We start from the raw sequence: 19,171 nt of genomic DNA on the forward strand, positions 1-19,171 counted from the left end.
AAACAGGTAGACTTTATAATTTTATCTTTGCCGGTATGAACATCCTTATCATAGGTTCCGGCGGCAGGGAGAGTGCTTTTGCCTGGAAACTTTCGCAAAGCCCAAAATGCAGCCAGTTATTTATTGCGCCCGGTAATGCCGGAACTGGGGAGTATGGCACCAACGTAAACCTAAAGGTTACCGATTTTGCAGGCATTGGCAGTTTTGCTTTAGCCAATAACGTGAACATGGTTTTGGTTGGCCCCGAAGAGCCATTGGTTAAAGGTATTCATGATTATTTTTTGGCGGATGAACAATTGAAAAACATCCCCGTAATTGGCCCGCAAGCAGAGGGTGCACAATTGGAAGGCAGCAAAGATTTTTCGAAGCAATTTATGTTCAGGCATAATATTCCTACAGCTGCTTCCAAAACTTTCACTAAAGATACTTTACAGGATGGATTAACTTATCTGGCTACCGCCGGACTTCCGGTGGTGTTAAAAGCGGATGGCTTGGCGGCAGGTAAAGGCGTATTGATCTGTTTGACTTTAGAAGAAGCCCAGCTTGAACTGGTGAACATGCTACAGGATGCAAAATTTGGCGAAGCCAGCTCCAAAGTAGTAATTGAACAATTTTTACAAGGTATTGAATTATCGGTATTTGTATTAACCGATGGTAAAAATTATAAAATATTACCCGAAGCCAAAGATTACAAACGCATTGGCGAAGGCGACACTGGTTTGAATACCGGTGGCATGGGTTCTATTTCCCCGGTTCACTTTGCAGCGGGCGACTTTTTGCGCAAGGTTGAAGAGCGTATTGTGATACCCACGGTTGAAGGCTTGAAAAAGGAAGGCATCCCATACAAAGGTTTCATTTTTATCGGACTAATGAATTGCGATGGCGAACCCTATACCATTGAATACAACGCCCGCATGGGCGATCCGGAAACTGAAAGCGTAATGATGCGTATAGAAAGTGATTTTGCCGATCTGCTTTTAGGTGTAGCCGAAGGGAACCTCGAAACCAAAGAGTTGAAGATATCCAACAAAACAGCCGCCACCATTATGTGTGTTGCAGGCGGTTACCCCGGTGATTACGTTAACGGCAAAGAAATAACAGGAATTGACAATGTACGCGATTCAATCGTTTTCCAGGCAGGTACCACACTGGATAATGACGTGATCAGAACAGCAGGTGGCCGTGTTTTGGCTGTAACCAGTTTACAGGATAATTTATTTGAAGCTTTACAGCACGCTACTGCCGATGCGGCAAGGATTTATTATGACGGGGTTTATTTTAGAAAAGATATTGGGTTTGATTTGATGTAGGCTAATATATCTCCAAAACCTCATCAATTCTATCATCGCTATCAAGACCAAATATTGCTTCGGCCAATTTCAATTGCCCTTTGGCTAAAGCCATAGCAGTTAACGCTGAGTTTGTGAGATCAAGATTCCAGTCTTGCTCCAATATGATGTTGACAATATCTTGTAGTTGACTAATCGCGCTCGTATAAACTGTAGCAAAGGCTTTAGGCAATGGTGGGTTATTTTTATGCCGCTGTATCTCAATAACTGACACTAGGGCAAGCACATTATAATCAATCAGCTTAGTTTCTAAAGCGATTCTTACCAAATGAGGAACCGCGTAATAAGAGGCAGGGCCTACATCTCCCTGGTGGTGCAATTCGTTCCATAGCTCCAGGTAAAGTTCTTTCACAATTTTAATTTCAATTGCTTGTTCAAGTTTTTTCAACGCAACCGAAGCATCATACTTTACTCTTCTATAACCACCTTCAAGTTCTTTCCATTGTGGTGAGTCAAGTGTTAAGAATGGCTCATTAACTAGATTGCCGGAAGGAAAGAAACTAGCTAAAGTGAATGACATGTCTAAAGTTAATAAAATTTCAGCATTGGTGATGGCTATCAAATACCAAAAATAAACTTTCAATATTATTTGAAAGTTTAAAAACTATTTCTACATTTGTACATGTAATTGAAAGCATAAAAAATATAGGGCAACAAAGCTCTATATTTTTTAAATCAATATTTCATTTATTACTGAAATTTCAATATTAAATAACTTAAACAACAATCATCATGAACTACTTTATCTTAACCTATGCGTTCTATTTAACTATCAGCATCGCCCTAACTGTTTGGGTAGCCAAAGTTCTTTTTAAAAACGGGCGGATATTTTTGGTGGATATCTTTCATGGCAACACCCTCTTGGCCGATTCTGTTAACCGACTTTTAGTAGTTGGCTTTTATCTCATTAACATTGGCTACATGAGCCTGGTGCTCAAAGAGGTGGATGCCATACCAAGCACACAAGTGGTGGTAGAAGTATTGAGCCGCAAACTCGGTTGCATTATACTCATACTCGGTGCTATGCATTTTTTAAATCTCATCATCTTTTTCAAATTGAGAAACCGTGCGCAACAACAATTGAAAGAAGAAACAGTCAATTAATTCTATCTTTAAAACGCCGGATATTTAATAGTTATTCCGGCGTTTTATTTATCTTACCTATCATGAATAAAAAAATTGTAATAGCTGGTGGTACCGGCTTTATAGGAAGCAACCTCAACACAGAGTTCGCTAAATTGGGCTATGAGGTGATCATCATATCAAGGCAATCCGGCCATGTACAATGGGGCGATGAACAAAGTATTATCGCTGCTTTAGATGGTGCCGAGATGCTAATTAACCTTGCGGGAAAATCTGTTAATTGTCGATATAACGAAACTAACAAAGCCGAAATATTATCTTCTCGTACCTTAACAACAAAGGCATTGGGCGAAGCGATATTGAAATGTAAAAACCCACCGCCGCTATGGCTAAATTCAAGCACGGCAACTATTTACCGGGATGCACGCGATAGGCCCATGACCGAAAGCACCGGCGAGATTGGCAGCGGCTTTTCTGTAGATATAGCCACGCAATGGGAGCATATGTTTTACTCTTTCCAATTGCCCCAAACGCGGCAGATAGCACTACGTATCGCTGTTGTTTTAGGTGATGGCAGCGTGATGAAGCCCTTTAAAAATCTGGTTAAATTTGGCTTGGGTGGCAAACAAGGTAGCGGCAAACAAATATTTAGCTGGCTGCACATTCGCGATCTGTTTAATATCATTCTCTTCATCCGGGATAACCCGCAGCTAACAGGCGCTTACAATTGCTCATCACCAAACCCGGTTGATAATAGTACATTGATGAAAACTATCCGCGAAAGCATGGGAGTGAAATTAGGGCTGCCAGCTTACGAATGGATGCTTAAAATAGGCGCGTTTTTAATTGGTACCGAAACCGAATTGATACTGAAGAGCCGTTGGGTTTTACCCGAAAGGTTGCTCGAAGCCGGCTATAAATTTGAATACCCTGAAATTAAACCCGCTATTGCAAGTATCATAAACATAGATTAATTAGTATCGCTTGTATATGTGATTGTTGTCGCAATCCCACTATAGATTATCATTTTGGCCTTATTCTTGTTTTGTGGATAATATGATAATTGAAACAGAAATACGCATTGGTGATATAGTTGAGCTATCGCCTACTAAAATGTCAACTTTGGATGATCTTGATCTGGAGGTGGGTACCGTTCTCGAAATTAATGAGCAAGAACATTGTTATAAAATTGTTTTCAACAACGACACCTATATTAACGAAAGGTTTTTTGATAACAATAGCACGAGCGACTGGTTTTCCCTGCAACACATCATTAACGTTGAGCGAGATTATAAAGTGATCAACATTACAGATAATCAGGACACTATAACCGGTCAGGAAGTTTGTATAATCACAATGGCCAAGGTAAAAAAGCAGGTTGAGCTAACCGAACAGGGCTATACCATAACCGCTGTTGTAGATGAATTTGATACTGATAAATTTATTTTCGCGGGTTTCACCGCAAATGAGTTAAGCGAATTGCAGGATACTTACAGCCGCGTCAGCTTCGCACAGTATAAACTCAGGGATGCCGAAATAGATTATGTGCCCATTAAAGGCTGGCAATCCAAAACTCCGATCAATGAGCCCGGAGATATTTTTACGCTGTTGGATCTGGGTTATTCCGAAGCTGATAATTAATCAACCCCTTTAACTTTTTTCACAGTCAAAACATCCTGACCAGTAGCGTCACCTTGTTCTTGCAGTTTACCGAATGCTGCCGCGGTAGCATAATCTAATAGCTCCTGTGCTTCGTGCTGATTGTACAGGCCATATATTAATCCGGCCATAAAGCAATCGCCACTGCCCGAGCGGTCAACTACACCGGCACAACTAAACTCGTGCGAGTGGTAGTGTTTGCCGTTGGTATGTAAGGCGGTATAATATTTCAAATGGTCGCCATCGCTGTCAAAGCGGAAGGTATTGGCAACCGTTTTACACTTAGGGAATAGCTGCATAATTTCTGCTGCTGTAGCTGTGGAGTGATCAAGATAAGCTTGTTTGCTTCCTTTACCATGTATATCACTATCTATGGCGGTTCCCAGCAAAGTATTAGCACTCCAGATATTCCCCATAATTACATCACAATGCTTTACTAATTCAGGCATAACCTCAATGGGCTCTTTCCCGTATTTCCAAAGACGAGAGCGATAATTCAAATCAACAGAAATGGTGATACCCTTTCGGGACGCAGCTTCTATACCTTCCAAACAAACATCCGCTACATTTTGGTTTAATGCAGGGCTTATCGCTGTAAAGTTAAACCACGATACATCGCGGAGCACTTTGTCCCAATCAATCATTCCCGGTTTCAATTCGGAGAACGATGAACGGTCGCGATCATAAACCATGCTGCCTTTTAAATCGGCGCCACGCTCTAAATAATAAACGCCAATACGGTTTCCTGCGAATAAGATGGATGAAGTGAAGATGCCCTTGTATTCAAGGTAATCGATCAGGTGATGCGACATGAAATTGTCCGGTAAAACAGTACAATATTTTACCGGAACATTCCATCCTGCCAAAGCGGTTGCGGCATTAGCCTCGGCACCGCCCATGTATAGTAAAAAAGGATGTTTTTCGGCATTACTATCCTGTAGCGCTGGTGATACGCGCAGCAGCAATTCGCCAAAACACAAAACCTTACTTATCACCAGTTAAAATATTTTTGAGCGTTGTTATAACTAATATCCTGTATCACCTTACCTACCCACTCAATATCGTTAGGCAATTCACCGTTCTCTATGTCATCGCCAAACAGGTTACAAAGTATCCTGCGGAAATATTCATGCCGAGGGAACGATAAAAAGCTGCGAGAATCAGTCAGCATACCAACCATTTGGCTCAATAAGCCCATGTTTGATAATGTATTCAGTTGCTTGGTCATACCATCTTTTTGGTCTAAAAACCACCAGCCCGAACCAAACTGAACCTTACCAGCAACCGATCCATCGTTAAAATTACCAATCATGGTAGCCATCAACTCATTATCGGCAGGGTTCAAGTTATATAGTATAGTTTTAGCCAATTGGTCAGTACCATCAAGTTTATTCAGGAATTTAGACAAGGCGCGTGCCTGACTAAAATCACCGATGGAATCCCACCCCGTATCAGGGCCTAATTTAGATAGCATACGCGCATTATTATTACGCAAAGCACCCAAATGGTATTGCTGAACCCATCCCTTTTCGTGATCCCAATAGGCAAAATGAACTAACATTGCCGATTTAAATTTCAGCAATTCGGTATAAGTAATGGCTTCGTTTGCACGGATCTTTTTGAAGATGGCGCCGATCTCGGCATCGGTATAATCCTCAGCATAAATTTGCTCTAAACCATGATCAGATACCTTACAGCCATTGGCCGCGAAGTAATCATGACGGTTTTTCAAAGCCTTCAAATAGTCATCAAAGCTATTTACCTCGATACCGCTAACCGCGGCAACCTTATCAATATAAGTATTCAAAGCCGGAACATCGTCGGCATGCATTGCCTTATCGGGACGGAAAGCCGGTGCAATTTTAGCAACAGCGCCATCCCTGGCAATTTTTTGATGATGTTCTAAGCTATCGATCGGATCATCCGTTGTACAGATCACCCTCACATTCATTTTTTTGATCAACCCCTGAATTGAAAACTCTTTGGTTTGCAATTTAGCTGTAGCGGCATCGTAAATCTCCTTCGCATTCTTCCCACTTAAAACCGCGTCGATATCAAAATAGCGTTGAAGCTCCAGATGTGTCCAGTGGTAAAGCGGGTTGCGTAAGGTATATGGTACCGTTTCGGCCCATTTCTGAAACTTGTCAGCATCGCTGGCGCCACCGGTAACATATTGCTCATCTACACCATTAGCACGCATTGCACGCCATTTGTAATGATCGCCATATAACCAGGCATGGGTAAGGTTGTTAAAGTTGATATCATCAGCTATTTGATCTGGGGGCAAATGGCAGTGATAATCTATAATAGGCATTTCTTTAGCATAATCATGATAAAGCTTTTGTGCCGTTGCGCTTTGCAGCAAAAAATTTTCGTCTAAGAACTTCTTCATTATAATTTTGATTTCACCGATGTTTTGTGATGATCACACCGATTAGTATTTGATTAAAGTGATATACCGCGTTTCCATGGAATAAAATCGTCCTGACCGTGGCGTACAGCGCTTACTTCAATTTCGCCGCTGGCTACTTTTACAACGTAATCTAAAATACGCTCGCCTGCCTGCTCAATAGTTTCATCGCCATCAATAATTGAACCCGTATCGAGATCAATAATATCGCTCATCTTATTAAAGAGTTTGGTATTGGTTGATATTTTGATAACCGGAGTAATAGGGTTACCCGTAGGTGTACCTAAACCCGTAGTAAACAATACCACGTTAGCGCCAGAAGCGACTTCGGCAGTAGTACTTTCCACATCGTTACCCGGAGTACATAATAAATTCAGACCTGGTTTGGTTACCTTTTCGGGATAATCCAAAACGTCAACCACCGGTGATGTACCACCTTTTTTGGCTGCCCCGGCAGATTTGATGGCATCGGTAATCAAACCATCCTTAATATTACCCGGAGAAGGGTTCATGTCAAAACCAGAGCCTACCTCTTCGGCACGCTGTGCATATGTTTTAACTAAATAGCTAAAGCGATCTGCTTTTTCTTTATCAACGCAACGGTCTATCAGGTTTTGCTCAACACCGCAAAGTTCAGGGAACTCGGCCAGGATCACAGAACCACCAAGACTCACCAACAGATCGGAAGTATAGCCGATAGCAGGGTTTGCCGATATACCGGAGAAACCATCAGAACCACCACACTCTAAACCAATAGTAATTTTGCTCAATGGTGCCGGTTGACGAACATTGTTATTAGCCTCAATTAATCCGGCCATAGTTTGGCGGATAGCCAACTCTAATAAATCAGACTCCTTACCAACCTTTTGCTGATCAAGCACGTAAAGCGGTTTACTGAAATTTGGAGAACGCTTTTTGATCTCTTCTTCCAATATCGAAACCTGTGCGTTCTGGCAGCCTAAACTCATTACTGTAGCACCCGCAACGTTGGGGTGAGTAATATAACCTGCCAATAATCCGCAAAGGGCAGTAGCATCCTGACGGGTACCACCACAACCGCCGTTATGGGTTAAAAATTTAATACCATCTACATTAGGGAATACACGGCTTGCTTTATCAACAGCCAAACCATCCTTTACTTCGGTATACAAAACCTGCTCAACACTGCCACCCTGCTTTACCAAATTGATCAATTGCTGCGCTTTAGTATGGTATGAGTTATGACGACCATAGCCTAATGGTTTTACCAAGGCATCCTGAAGTACTTCTAAATTCCGGTTTTCGCAAAACACCATTGGTATAACCAGCCAGTAGTTAGCTGTACCTACATCACCATCTTCACGATGAAAGCCGTTGAACGTTTTACCTGCCCATTTTGATGTATCTGGCTTGTGCCAATCATCATGGTGCTGCGCGGTTAAAAAGCCGCTGGCCGCGTGTTTAACATTGGCTGTACTTAATAAACCACCCGCCTGAATATCGCTTTGTGCTTTACCAACCAGTACACCATACATAATAATTTGCTCGTCCTGTTTGATCAGGTCTTCGGCAAACTTGTGTTTGGCTGCTATAAACTCTTTAACAGTATAGGTTCTGCCGGCGTACTCTGCGGTTTCGCCTAGTTGAAGGTCTGTTAGTGCAACAACAACATTATCGCTTGGGTGCACTTTTAATATGGTCTGCTTCATGCTCTTAACTTTCTAATTCTTTTTTACTGATCAATTCCAACACGCCATGTTCTGTAATGGCGGTTAGTTTCTCTAATACCGCATCTTTAAAGCCAGGTAAAATGGTCAGGTTTGGCCCGTCCCAAAGGTTTTCGTTAGATAAGATGCTTTCAACTACTTCGTTCAAACTACCCAATTTCCATGCCTCGGCAAAAATAGCTGCATTATCGTCAGTCACTTTGTATTCAACACCGTTGTTCGTGCCAATGTATTCACCTTTGGCATTCTTTTCAACTTTCATAAAACGAAGGAAAGCTGCAAAACCAAATGCTAAATACTCAGGTACTACATCTGTTGTACGGTAATGCTGTTGTAAAACAGGCAATACACGCATTTTAATTTTTGATGAGTATTGGGCTGATATGCTTATCCACTGGTGCTCGATATGCGGATTACGGAACCGATCCAAAACCTTGTTCGCAAAATCGTGTTTCAATTCCGTAGATACATCATAAGGAATTGCCGGGGCTATATCGTGGATCATCAGCTCGTGGATAAACTCCCCAAAGGCTTTATCATCCATAGCAACCTTCACTGTTGGAAATCCCGAAAGGAAAGCAACCGCGCAGCTCATGGTATGGGTACCGTTCAATAACCTCAACTTTAACTCACGGAATATCTCAATATCAGGAGCTATAACCACTCCTTTATCTGCTTGCGCGAAGGTTAATACCGATTTTACTTTCTCATCGCCCTCAATGGCCCAAAGACTGTAAACTTCGGATACGATACGCAAATCATCCTGATAACCACCTGCCGATTCTAATAACTCCTGAGTTTTAGCATCCGGCTTACCGGGAACAATTCTATCAACTAACGAGTTGCAGAAATGATTAGCATCGTTTAACCAATCGATAAACTTACCATCCAGATTATTATTCGAAGCTAATTGTAAAACAATAGCTTTTAGTTTTTTGCCGTTATCAACAATTAATTCTGTTGGTACAATTACTAATCCACTTTCTACTGTTCCGCCAAGAGCTTTATAGCGCTCATGCAAAACCGCTAATAATTTACCTGGGAAAGATATTGGCGGGGTATTGGTGATATTATCATCTTCAACCAATTGAATGCCAACCTCGGTAGTGTTTGATATCACAACCTTAAACTCCGGGTTGCGGGCAAACTCCATAATGGAGGCCCAATCTTTACCGGCTGTTAACACGCGGCTAATTGCCGAGCAAATTATGTTTTCTTCAATACGTTCGCCATTCTCAATACCTTTTATCGAAAGTGAGTATAGGCTGTCCTGCTGATCAAACTCGGTAGCCGAACCCGTATCCGTCGATTTTACAACCACTACACGGCCGTTAAAAATTCCCTGGCGGTTAGCCTTGTCAATAAAATAATCGGGCAAGCCGCGCAATAAAACGCCGGTACCAAACTGCAATACCTTTTCGGGCAGGCTAAACAGTTTTTCTTCGGGAATTATAAGGCCCGGTACAGCAATGTTTTTTAAATTATCTTGTGAAAGTATCATACTATTTTAAGGTATTAATTTGCTAATCCGTTCTTTTTGGCCCATTGCGGATAAGCTTTGTCAATCAATTTTTGTGGCCATGTACCATACCAGGCATAACCTGTACGGCGTTCGTTTTCTATTTGTTGTACATCGTAAACCTTTTCACTGTTCCTGCCGGAGAAGAATGGTTTATCGGTATCAATATCATAATATCTAGACCAGATGGTTGATGTAGGGTCGGCCACCAAACGAGCGCCTTTGCCATTAGCTTGCGATGGATCAGCAAAGTGTTCAAACTTATAACCAACTATCTTAACATTGTTCAACCACTCAACGGCTTTGGCAACAGCCGTTTTAACTTCTTCGGATGGCTTATCGATCCGCATCAAAAACAACACGATACCAACCGTTTCTGATGAAGAATTTCCAACCAACTCAAACTTGCGCGCCATAGCGGGTTTCAATGTATTCTGATCATATTGCTGGCACCAGCCTGTTGGTACCCCATCCCTGCGGATCTGTGTTTTAATAATACAGGTTACCCCTTTTTGAACCGCGGCATCAGCCTGCGGAACTAACGTTTTATCAACAACCTCAAAATTATTCAAGCCATGCGCAACATCAAACAATACGTTCAGGGTATTGATCATGGCATTATCGTTAAACGTGATCTGAGCTCGGTATAACCTCGCATCCGGAAAATACTGAGGCCAGCCTCCTTGTTTGTTTTGTGCCTTTAGCAAATACTTAATGCCCTTTTCGGCACTTTGCAGATAGGCCGGATTATTGGTTTGCTTGTAGGCTTTTACCAGGTAAGTGATCTCTTTAAAAGTAGCGTTATTATCAATGGTCGCATCAATGCCATTGGCTCCGGCTGCAACAGCCTGGCGCTGCTCATCGGTTAATGTTTTGTTATAATTTACGGGAACCTCGTTAACCGCTTTAGGCCATCCACCCACATTACGTTGGTAAATTAACATATTCTCGGCAACAGCATCTTTCTTTACATCCTGCGCGTAGGCGCAACCATAGCAAATTAAACCTGCTACAATTACCAACTGAATATGCCTTAATAACTTGCCCATTTTGTTATTTCTTTATTTGTTCAAGCGCCCATTTTACTAAATCCTGTGCGGCTTTGTAGTTATCATAATCGGCAGGTAGTTTGCGACCATCAGTATATTCATTGTAAAACCAGGGGTCGCCAACGGCAAATACAGTTCCTTTACCATACTTTGCTGTCGCGATGATGATATCCTTATTATCAACCAATGATGCTACAGCCGGAGCAGTTACTTTAAAGGTCGAGATCTCTTTAATGTAGATCTTTTTAGCTGTTTTGAATATCGGGTCCGTTGCCGGGATATTGATGGCTCCGGTTTCAAAATGCGGCGTAGTTACATGGTTGCGGCTATCCTGGTTAAACTGAATACCGAATTTAGCCATCAGCTTGTTGAGGTGGTTAAACTCAGCGTTACCTGTATCATTATTTAACACAATGAGCATACCACCAGCTTTAACCCAATCGCTTATGGCTTTAACATGCGCTTCTTCAATGTATTTGGTATTTGGGTTTTCTTTCGGGATATCCGGGTCAACAATGATATAGATATCACCTTTTTTCAGGTTGTCCGCTGTTGGCGCCTGAGATAAAGTAGTGGTTCTTACACCATAATTTTGGAACACATTATTAAAGAATGTGAATCCGTTGTTATCTTCTTCATCCCATTTATAATGAAACGAAATATTGGCTCCGGTTACATCCTTTTTATGCTCATCGTTAAAATAAGAATCCAATATTACGGTTTTGCCTTTGCCTAAATTACGGTTAGCTAAACGCTCCATTTCAACCGAGGCCTGTAAAAATGCACCGATACCTTTGGCATCGTTAGTAATAACTTTCTCGCTCATGTAATAAGCATAGCTACCATCGCGGTAAGGTTTGCCCCCCAACCCAGATACGGTAACCGTTCCTTTTAAATTAGTAAAGCCATCGGCATCTGTTTCAATAAATTCTTTTTGAATGCCCGCGTAAGCTTTATTGGTCATGGCCAGATAACTATCCGATAAGTAACCATTGCGGATACCCTTTGCCAAAGCATACAAAAACATGCTTGACGCTGATGATTCCAGATAGTTGCCTTTTTCGGTTTGCTTATCCATAATATCGTACCATACACCCGTTTTTGGATCCTGGTATTTTTGGATAGCTGTTGCAAGCCTGTTCAATATCGCTATAATTTCCGGGCGTTTTGGATGGTTCGTCGGAAGATAATCCAGCACATCAACCACAGCCATGGCGTACCATCCAACGGCACGGCCCCAGAAGTTTGGAGATAAGCCGGTTTTAGGATCGGCCCATTTTTGTGTTTTACTATAATCAAAACCATGGTAAAGCAAGCCGGTTTTAGGGTCGCGGGCGTGCTGTTCCATTAAGATAAACTGCTTGGCTATATCGTCAAAAGCGGCATTTTGATGAAAATTGGCGGCGTACTGTGCATAAAAGGTATCGCCCATGTATAAGCCGTCAAGCCACATTTGCTCTTCGTATATTTTTTTGTGCCAAAAACCACCTTCGGGAGTCCGCGGGTGGGTTTTTAACTGATCGTATAAAGTAGTGGCGGCTTTGTAGTATTTGAGCGAGCCCACCGTATTGTATAACAACAACAAGTTGCGGCCGCAAAGTACGTTATCTAAAGTGTAAGCATCGGCTTTGTAACCTGTAATGGCGCTACCATCGGCACTGATGAGGTTATCCATGCTTTGCTGAATGTATTTAAAATATTGACGGTCGGCGGTTTGCAGCCAAACGCCTTCCATGCCTCTCAATATTACACCTTCATCATAGTTCCACTTTCTGAATGATTTGTTCCCTGCCGAAGTATCGGTAGACCAGGTTTTCATAATGGTAGCCGCTATTTTTTGCGATAAGGGTTTATCCTGAGCATACGTGTTTACTGTGGCCAAGGCCGCAAGCAATACGATACCCAATTTTAAATTCTTCTTCATTCCGGTTTATTTAATGACAATTGATTTAGCGGTAGCCCCATCCTTAAACTCAATTTTATTTTTGGCTTGTTTGGTATCTGTATTTTTCACCGAGATATCATCTGTTTTAGCACCTGATATTTTGAACAGCAATTCGCTGCCTGTATTATATGTAACGTTATCAAGGTTAATACTATTGCTGTTATCAATGCTGATCACAGGGTTGGTATCACTGGTAACCAGTTTTAAGTTTTTTATGTATATGCCAGTAGCCTCGGTACAAACAATGCCCTTTTTGGCCTGGATCACCATATCATTAAGGTACACACCCGAAATATTCATCTCTGGTAAACCGCGGATGAATAAGGCGGTACCAGCTCCATTGCAAACAATGTTACTTACATGAAAGTCTTTAAACTGTGGTGTAGCTGCTGTAACTGGCAATATTTCAACTTTAGGTGCTTCGCGTTTTTCTCCAGCCAACGGAACAGGGTCCTTAGCACTGTAATACATATCAAACAGGATTGCTTCGCCTAAAATATCTTTCATGTTGATATTGGTGACATAGATGTTTTGTACCACACCACCACGACCACGTGTTGTTTTAAAACGCAAACCAACATCGGTTCCTATAAAAGAGCAGTTATAAACAAAAATATTTTTCGCACCGCCACTCATTTCGCTGCCAATAACAAACCCGCCATGCGCATGGTAAACCACGCAGTTACGAACGATCACATTTTCGGTAGGTTTACCTAATTTGCGACCAGCTTCGTCCCGGCCGGATTTGATACAGATACCATCATCGCCAACATCAAAAGTGCTGTTCTCGATCAATGTGTTAGTGCTTGATTCCAAATCAATACCATCTCCATTTTGAGCGTACCATGGGTTTTTAACATTAACACCGCGCAACGTCAGATCAGAACATAAAAACGGGTGCAAATTCCAAGCCGGTGAGTTTTGAAAGGTAACCCCTTCCAACAATACCCTTTTACAATTATTCAACACAACCATATTGGGACGTAAAAAATCCTTGTACTCTTCAAAATCTTTAATGGTACGACCATCTTTTAAAACACCAGGATCTTTAGCCTGCGCACCTTTAAACGATTTTTCGCTCGGGTACCACGTTTTTTTATCTGCGCTTAATAATCCTCCCGAAGCTATTTTATCCTGCCATTGGGTTTCTGTCAGTTTATCTTTTTTAACCATGCGCCAGGCATCACCGTTGCCGTCTATTATGCCGCTTCCGGTAATGGCAATATTCTGTAGGTCCTTACCTGATATTGGCGATTTGCACCGCCCGGCAGGTTGCCCCTCGTAGGTGCCTTCAACAATAGGGTATTGGGTAAAATCCTTTGTGAATAGCAAAACCGCATCCCGTTCAAGGTGCAAATTCACATTGCTCTTTAACTCAACCGGACCAGTGAGCCATACCCCGCCCGGAACCAATACTACACCGCCGCCCTTTTCGCTGCAGGCGGTTATAGCATCGTTAATGCTAATGGTGTTCAGCGTAATGCCATCACCCTTAGCTTTGTATTGTGTGATATTAATGGTATCGGTTTTAAAACCTACCTGCTTCACTTTAGGCAAACTAATGCCCGGAAACTGCGCTAAAGCGCAATTACTTATCGCAAGCAGACCAAAACTTAACTTTAATATCTTATTCATTATTTCAATTCGTCAATAGCAACCGGGTCCATATCACTGTAAACCTGATTTTCACCAGCCATGCCCCAAATAAATGAGTAGTTAGCAGTACCACAACCAGAGTGGATAGACCATGGCGGAGAAATAACGGCTTCGTTATTCTTCATCACTAAATGCTTGGTTTGTTGTGGCTCACCCATCAGGTGCAATACAACCTGACCAGGAGTTACATCAAAATAGAAATACATTTCCATACGGCGATCATGCGTGTGCGATGGCATAGTGTTCCAAACGCTGCCAGTGCTCAGTACCGTTAAACCCATTACTAACTGACTGCTGCGGATACCTTCCAGATGAATGTATTTGTAAATAGTGCGCGCGTTTGACGTTTCGGCCGAGCCAATGCTTACCGGCGTAGCATCTTCCTTTTTCAACAAAGCGGCAGGGTATTCTTTATGCGCTGGTGCCGATAATAAGTAATACTTTGCAGGATTAGCGGCATCAAGGCTTTTAAAGATAACTTCTTTTGACCCTTTACCCGCAAAAACGCAATCCAGTTTATTGATAGGGAATGTTTGGCTATCAATAGTGATCTCGCCTGGGCCACCAATATTAATGACACCTAATTCGCGGCGCTCCAAAAAGTATTCGGCACGGAGCTCAGGATAGTTTGGCAAAGCGATAGGGCCATTAGCAGGCACTGCGCTACCAACAATTACACGGTCGTAATGGCTGTAAGTAAAGGTGATCTCGTCAGCCTTCATCAGGTTATCTACTAAAAAATTAGCGCGCAGATCGACAGTAGCCATAGTGCTTACTTCTTTCGCGCTGTTATGATATCGTTGTTCCATATTCTTATTTTATTCCACCGATTTGATTACGATTTCACCGATGAGTTTAATTGTTCTTCATTTATTGTAAAAGATGTGATTCAATTGCACATCTGCACATTAACTAATTACCGGCCCATCCATCCGCCGTCAACAGGCAGAATAACACCGCTGATATAATCAGAAGCTGATGAAGCCAGGAATACGGTTGCACCGCCTAAATCACTTGCTTCACCCCAGCGGGCAGCAGGTATACGGTCTAATATTGATTTGCTTCTATCCGGGTCTGCTCTCAAAGCTTCAGTATTATCTGTTGAGATATAACCCGGCGCAATAGCGTTCACATTAACACCTTTTGATGCCCACTCATTGGCAAATGCTTTGGTTAGGCTACCGATAGCGCCTTTACTTGCAGCGTATCCGGGAACGTTGATACCTCCCTGGAAGGTTAATAACGAAGCGGTGAATATCACCTTACCGTGTCCTTGCTCCAGCATGCGGCGGCCAACTTCTCTGGTCAGGATGAATGGCGCGTCCAGGTTAATATTGATCACAGTATCCCAGTAATCATTAGGGTGCTCGGCGGCTGGTTTACGCATAATGGTACCGGCATTGTTTACCAATATATCTATCACTTCATTTTCGGCTAATACCTGTTTGGCAAAGGCTTCTAATGATACACGGTTGCCAAAATCGCATTGGTAAGCTTTAAATTTACGACCCAAAGCGGTAACTTCTTTTTCAATTTCGCTTCCGCTTAACGCGATGTTAGCCGAAACGGCGATAATATCGGCACCGGCTGAAGCAAGCGACAAAGCCATAGCTTTACCTATACCCCGGTTAGCGCCTGTTACAATGGCTGTTTTACCGGTTAGGTCAAATAATTTTTGAATTTGCATATTGGTTATAATAGATGTGGTTATTGGCTTTCTGTATTGTATTTCCCAAGCAATTTTAAGGAGTTTTATGTTAGAAACCACTATTTATTCCTGAAAAAAACTACGCAATCGTTCCCGAACAATTGGCTTTAACCGCTTATTTGGTACATTGACTGTGCTAAATTGCCGATTATTTAAACAGCAAATAGCAGTACAGATAAAATAGCTTATGTATATGTTAATATAGTTTAATTTTAATGCACAAAACACGATCAATCAACAACAAAGCTCAAATATGAGTTGGTTTGTAACTAATATTGCCATCCTAAAATAACAAACGCCCCATATTACTGGAGCGTTTGTTATTTTAGCTTTACAGATACTTTGGATATTACAGTATTTTAAAGCCAATAGTAAAGTTGAACAGGTGAGGGCGGTCGCCATATTTTTTGTTGAGCGTGGTTAGGCCCCCCTCATAACGGGCATCTAAAGCTATGTTGCCTAAATCGACACCCAAACCAGCCTGATAGCCTAAAGAGCTATGGTTATAATCGCCCAGATCTTTATAGGCCGAACTTAAATTGTCGGAGAAACTTGCATTTCTATCCAGTATATAAGAGTATACCGGACCAACCATGGCCCTGATATTAAAGTGGCTGGCGCCGAATGATTCGCCTATCAACACCGGAACATCTAAAGTGGTGAACTTTACCTTGGCATCGCCGCCAACTGTACTGCCGTTGGTTTCATAATTAAACTGCCCGCCTTTGCTGCCCACATACATTTCGGGTTGCAGGTATAAGCTTTTACCAAATCGCGCGAAAGCGCCAACTAAATAACCTGCTACGCTTGATTGTGTATAGTTATCCGTATTAAGTTTCGAAACATTAACGCCGCCCTTTATCCCTAAAGTAAATTGTGCTTTAACGCTTGCGCTGATGAGAACCAGAGCAGCTAAACTAAATAGATACTTTTTCATGGTGCTAAAGATTTATAACAAGTTTATTGCAACAATTGATGTACCAAAATTAATAATACACCATATAGAACCGATTTTTTTTATTTTTGTTCAAAATTAACACAGCAATGGCCGAGATCACTATCAGCAATAAAGATTGGGACAGAATTAAAATTAAAGTGCAACGCAAGTATAACCACATTACCGATGCGCAGCTAACCTACACCGAGGGCCAGGAAGAAGACCTGATAACCCGTTTAATGGCACTGGTTAACCGTAAGCGTGAGTACGTTGTTTTCACCCTCAAAAAGGCTTTGGTAAACATGGATAACAACCGTTTGTAAAATTTTAAGCGCATTTAAAACACACCGCCTTTTTTATTACTTTTATATTTTAAAGTAATACTACCATGGAAAGGCGATTTGTGATGACCAAAACATACAGAAAGATAACGATAGGTGCGGTAATGGTTTCGTTACCCCTGTTGCTATGGAGTTTTAGCGAAGACCTGTTCCAGATATCAAAAAACCTTGATGTTTTTACAGCAGTTTATAAAGAGATAAACGTTAATTATGTTGATGAGGTTAACCCCGCCAAACTGGTTAAAACCGGCGTGGACGCCATGCTGGATAACCTTGACCCCTACACCGAATTTGTTCCCGAATCGGAAATTGAAGATTATAAGCTTAAATACGTAAGTACCCAATATGGTGGCATTGGAGCCAGCATTTTCTCTAAAGAAAAAAGGACCCTGATATCCGAAGTTGCCGAAGGTTTCCCTGCCCAAAAAGCGGATGTTCGTGCCGGCGATGAAATTTTAAAGATCAACGATATTGACCTGAGCTCAAAAAACGGAGATCAGGTTAGTCAATTGCTAAAAGGCAGCAAAGGCTCACCCATCAAGTTGCTTTTAAAACGCGAAGGTTCGGCATCGCCCATAGAAAAGAACCTGATACGCGACGAAATCAAACAACCCAATGTATCATATTTCGGTATGGTTGATGGTAATATGGGATATATTAAACTCGATAAGTTTTTAGAGAACTCCGGCGACGAAGTAACCAACGCTTTAGTTACGCTGAAAAAAAACAACCCTAACGGTATCATACTTGATCTGCGTTCAAATGGTGGCGGTATTTTGCAGGAAGCCGTTAAAATAGTGAACCTGTTTGTTGCCAAAGATGTTGAAGTAGTATCGCAAAAAGGGAAGGTTAGAGAGAAAAACTACACGTACAAAACCTTCAATAACCCTATTGAGCCTAACCTGCCTTTGGTGGTGCTGGTGAATAACCATTCTGCCTCGGCTTCCGAAATTGTGGCCGGTTCTTTGCAGGATCTGGATCGCGCCGTTATCATCGGTCAGCGCAGCTATGGTAAGGGCCTGGTTCAACAAACCTTTAACCTGCCTTTTAATAGTTTAGTGAAGATCACCATCGCCAAATATTATACCCCTTCTGGCAGATGTATTCAATCTTTAGATTATACACACCGTAAAGATGATGGCTCGGTTGAGCGTGTTGCCGATTCGGTAATGCATGAGTTTAAAACCAAAGATGGTCGTTCTGTTTACGATGGTAGTGCTATTTATCCGGATATGGTAGTTAAGCAGGAGCGCTTTGCCAACATTACCCAATCGTTAGTTAGTAAACTATTGGTATTTAATTATGCTACACAATACCGTAATGCGCACTCACAATTGGCCCCTGCCAAAACATTTGCCCTGAGTGATGCCGACTTTGCCGACTTTACAAAATACCTGAGTAAAAAAGATTACAGTTATAGTAACCCATCAGAAAAGGTATTGAAAGAGTTAAAGAACGCTGCAACTAAAGATGAAGAGTTTGCCCAAATAAAACCCGAATTTGAAGCCCTGCAAGCCAAACTGGCATCCGCGAAAGCTAATGATTTAGATCAGCACAAAGCCGAGATCAAACAAATACTGGAGAATGAGATCAGTTCGCGCTATTATTACGATAAGGGCCGTTACGAATGCCATTTTAAATACGATAAAGAATTGGCTCAAGCTGTAAAAACCATGCAGGATAAAGCCCTGGTAGCTTCCATATTAAAAGGCGAAGGCAATTACAAGATCATTGGAAAACCATCTATTGCTATCGCCGCCGCTAAGGCAGCAAATAAAAACGAAAATTAATTTAATACACCGTTGTCAT

General features: G+C 41.8%; 17 protein-coding genes. 6 read left to right on the plus strand and 11 right to left on the minus strand.

Annotation, left to right across the window (positions count from 1 at the left end; translation table 11 throughout):
* Nucleotides 1-35: 35 nt before the first annotated feature.
* Nucleotides 36-1,310 (plus strand): phosphoribosylamine--glycine ligase, encoded by a 1,275-nt coding sequence (gene purD / locus ABIN91_RS12855; protein ID WP_348051515.1) that lies wholly within the window; start codon nt 36-38, stop codon nt 1,308-1,310.
* 1 nt (nt 1,311) lies between these two features.
* On the opposite strand, the gene ABIN91_RS12860 is transcribed toward purD, so the two are convergent.
* Entirely contained in the window at nt 1,312-1,932 is a 621-nt protein-coding gene (locus ABIN91_RS12860) for a hypothetical protein (protein ID WP_348051516.1), read from the minus strand.
* A 149-nt stretch (nt 1,933-2,081) separates the two neighbouring features.
* Between ABIN91_RS12860 and ABIN91_RS12865 the strand changes: the two genes are divergently transcribed.
* The 3 genes from ABIN91_RS12865 (at nt 2,082) to ABIN91_RS12875 (ending at nt 4,073) form a co-directional block, all read left to right on the plus strand.
* Nucleotides 2,082-2,453, plus strand: coding sequence for a hypothetical protein (locus ABIN91_RS12865; protein ID WP_348051517.1), 372 nt, complete (start codon nt 2,082-2,084; stop codon nt 2,451-2,453).
* A gap of 62 nt (nt 2,454-2,515) precedes the next feature.
* The gene (locus tag ABIN91_RS12870) at nt 2,516-3,406 is read left to right on the plus strand and encodes a TIGR01777 family oxidoreductase (protein WP_348051518.1); all 891 of its coding nucleotides are present in this window, start codon (nt 2,516-2,518) and stop codon (nt 3,404-3,406) included.
* Nucleotides 3,407-3,488: 82 nt separating this feature from the next.
* On the plus strand, nt 3,489-4,073 hold the full coding sequence (locus tag ABIN91_RS12875) for a hypothetical protein (RefSeq protein WP_348051519.1): 585 nt from the start codon (nt 3,489-3,491) through the stop codon (nt 4,071-4,073).
* Here the strand turns inward: ABIN91_RS12875 and ABIN91_RS12880 are convergent.
* The 10 genes from ABIN91_RS12880 to ABIN91_RS12925 form a co-directional block, all read right to left on the minus strand.
* Nucleotides 4,070-5,086, minus strand: a complete 1,017-nt coding sequence (locus ABIN91_RS12880; protein WP_348051520.1) for a sugar kinase — start codon at nt 5,084-5,086, stop codon at nt 4,070-4,072. The two genes, ABIN91_RS12875 and ABIN91_RS12880, sit on opposite strands and share 4 nt — an antisense overlap.
* Nucleotides 5,083-6,483 carry a glucuronate isomerase gene (uxaC, locus tag ABIN91_RS12885; protein WP_348051521.1) on the minus strand — a complete coding sequence of 467 codons (1,401 nt, stop codon included), beginning with the start codon at nt 6,481-6,483 and terminating at the stop codon, nt 5,083-5,085. The genes ABIN91_RS12880 and uxaC overlap by 4 nt, the downstream gene beginning before the upstream one ends.
* 53 nt (nt 6,484-6,536) lie before the next feature.
* Nucleotides 6,537-8,189 carry an altronate dehydratase family protein gene (locus tag ABIN91_RS12890; protein ID WP_348051522.1) on the minus strand — a complete coding sequence of 551 codons (1,653 nt, stop codon included), beginning with the start codon at nt 8,187-8,189 and terminating at the stop codon, nt 6,537-6,539.
* Between the two features lie 4 nt (nt 8,190-8,193).
* Nucleotides 8,194-9,708 carry a tagaturonate reductase gene (locus ABIN91_RS12895; RefSeq protein WP_348051523.1) on the minus strand — a complete coding sequence of 505 codons (1,515 nt, stop codon included), beginning with the start codon at nt 9,706-9,708 and terminating at the stop codon, nt 8,194-8,196.
* 14 nt (nt 9,709-9,722) lie between these two features.
* Nucleotides 9,723-10,775: a pectate lyase gene (gene pelA / locus ABIN91_RS12900; RefSeq protein ID WP_348051524.1), complete on the minus strand. Its 1,053-nt coding sequence runs from the start codon at nt 10,773-10,775 to the stop codon at nt 9,723-9,725.
* A 4-nt stretch (nt 10,776-10,779) separates the two neighbouring features.
* A complete protein-coding gene (locus ABIN91_RS12905; protein ID WP_348051525.1) occupies nt 10,780-12,699 on the minus strand; it encodes a glycoside hydrolase family 88 protein in 1,920 nt (639 codons plus the stop codon).
* A gap of 6 nt (nt 12,700-12,705) precedes the next feature.
* Nucleotides 12,706-14,355, minus strand: a complete 1,650-nt coding sequence (locus tag ABIN91_RS12910; RefSeq protein ID WP_348051526.1) for a glycoside hydrolase family 28 protein — start codon at nt 14,353-14,355, stop codon at nt 12,706-12,708.
* Nucleotides 14,355-15,185, minus strand: coding sequence for a 5-dehydro-4-deoxy-D-glucuronate isomerase (gene kduI / locus ABIN91_RS12915; RefSeq protein WP_348051527.1), 831 nt, complete (start codon nt 15,183-15,185; stop codon nt 14,355-14,357). Before kduI ends, ABIN91_RS12910 begins: the two co-directional genes overlap by 1 nt.
* Nucleotides 15,186-15,292: 107 nt before the next feature.
* Nucleotides 15,293-16,063 carry an SDR family oxidoreductase gene (locus tag ABIN91_RS12920; RefSeq protein ID WP_348051528.1) on the minus strand — a complete coding sequence of 257 codons (771 nt, stop codon included), beginning with the start codon at nt 16,061-16,063 and terminating at the stop codon, nt 15,293-15,295.
* 370 nt (nt 16,064-16,433) lie between these two features.
* Nucleotides 16,434-17,021 (minus strand): porin family protein, encoded by a 588-nt coding sequence (locus ABIN91_RS12925; RefSeq protein WP_348051529.1) that lies wholly within the window; start codon nt 17,019-17,021, stop codon nt 16,434-16,436.
* A gap of 107 nt (nt 17,022-17,128) precedes the next feature.
* Between ABIN91_RS12925 and ABIN91_RS12930 the strand changes: the two genes are divergently transcribed.
* Nucleotides 17,129-17,344: a hypothetical protein gene (locus ABIN91_RS12930; RefSeq protein WP_348051530.1), complete on the plus strand. Its 216-nt coding sequence runs from the start codon at nt 17,129-17,131 to the stop codon at nt 17,342-17,344.
* A gap of 65 nt (nt 17,345-17,409) precedes the next feature.
* Entirely contained in the window at nt 17,410-19,152 is a 1,743-nt protein-coding gene (locus ABIN91_RS12935; protein ID WP_348051531.1) for a S41 family peptidase, read from the plus strand.
* Nucleotides 19,153-19,171: the final 19 nt, after the last annotated feature.

The organism is Mucilaginibacter sp. (assembly GCF_039921305.1).
In the GTDB taxonomy this organism is placed as follows: Bacteria; Bacteroidota; Bacteroidia; order Sphingobacteriales; family Sphingobacteriaceae; genus Mucilaginibacter.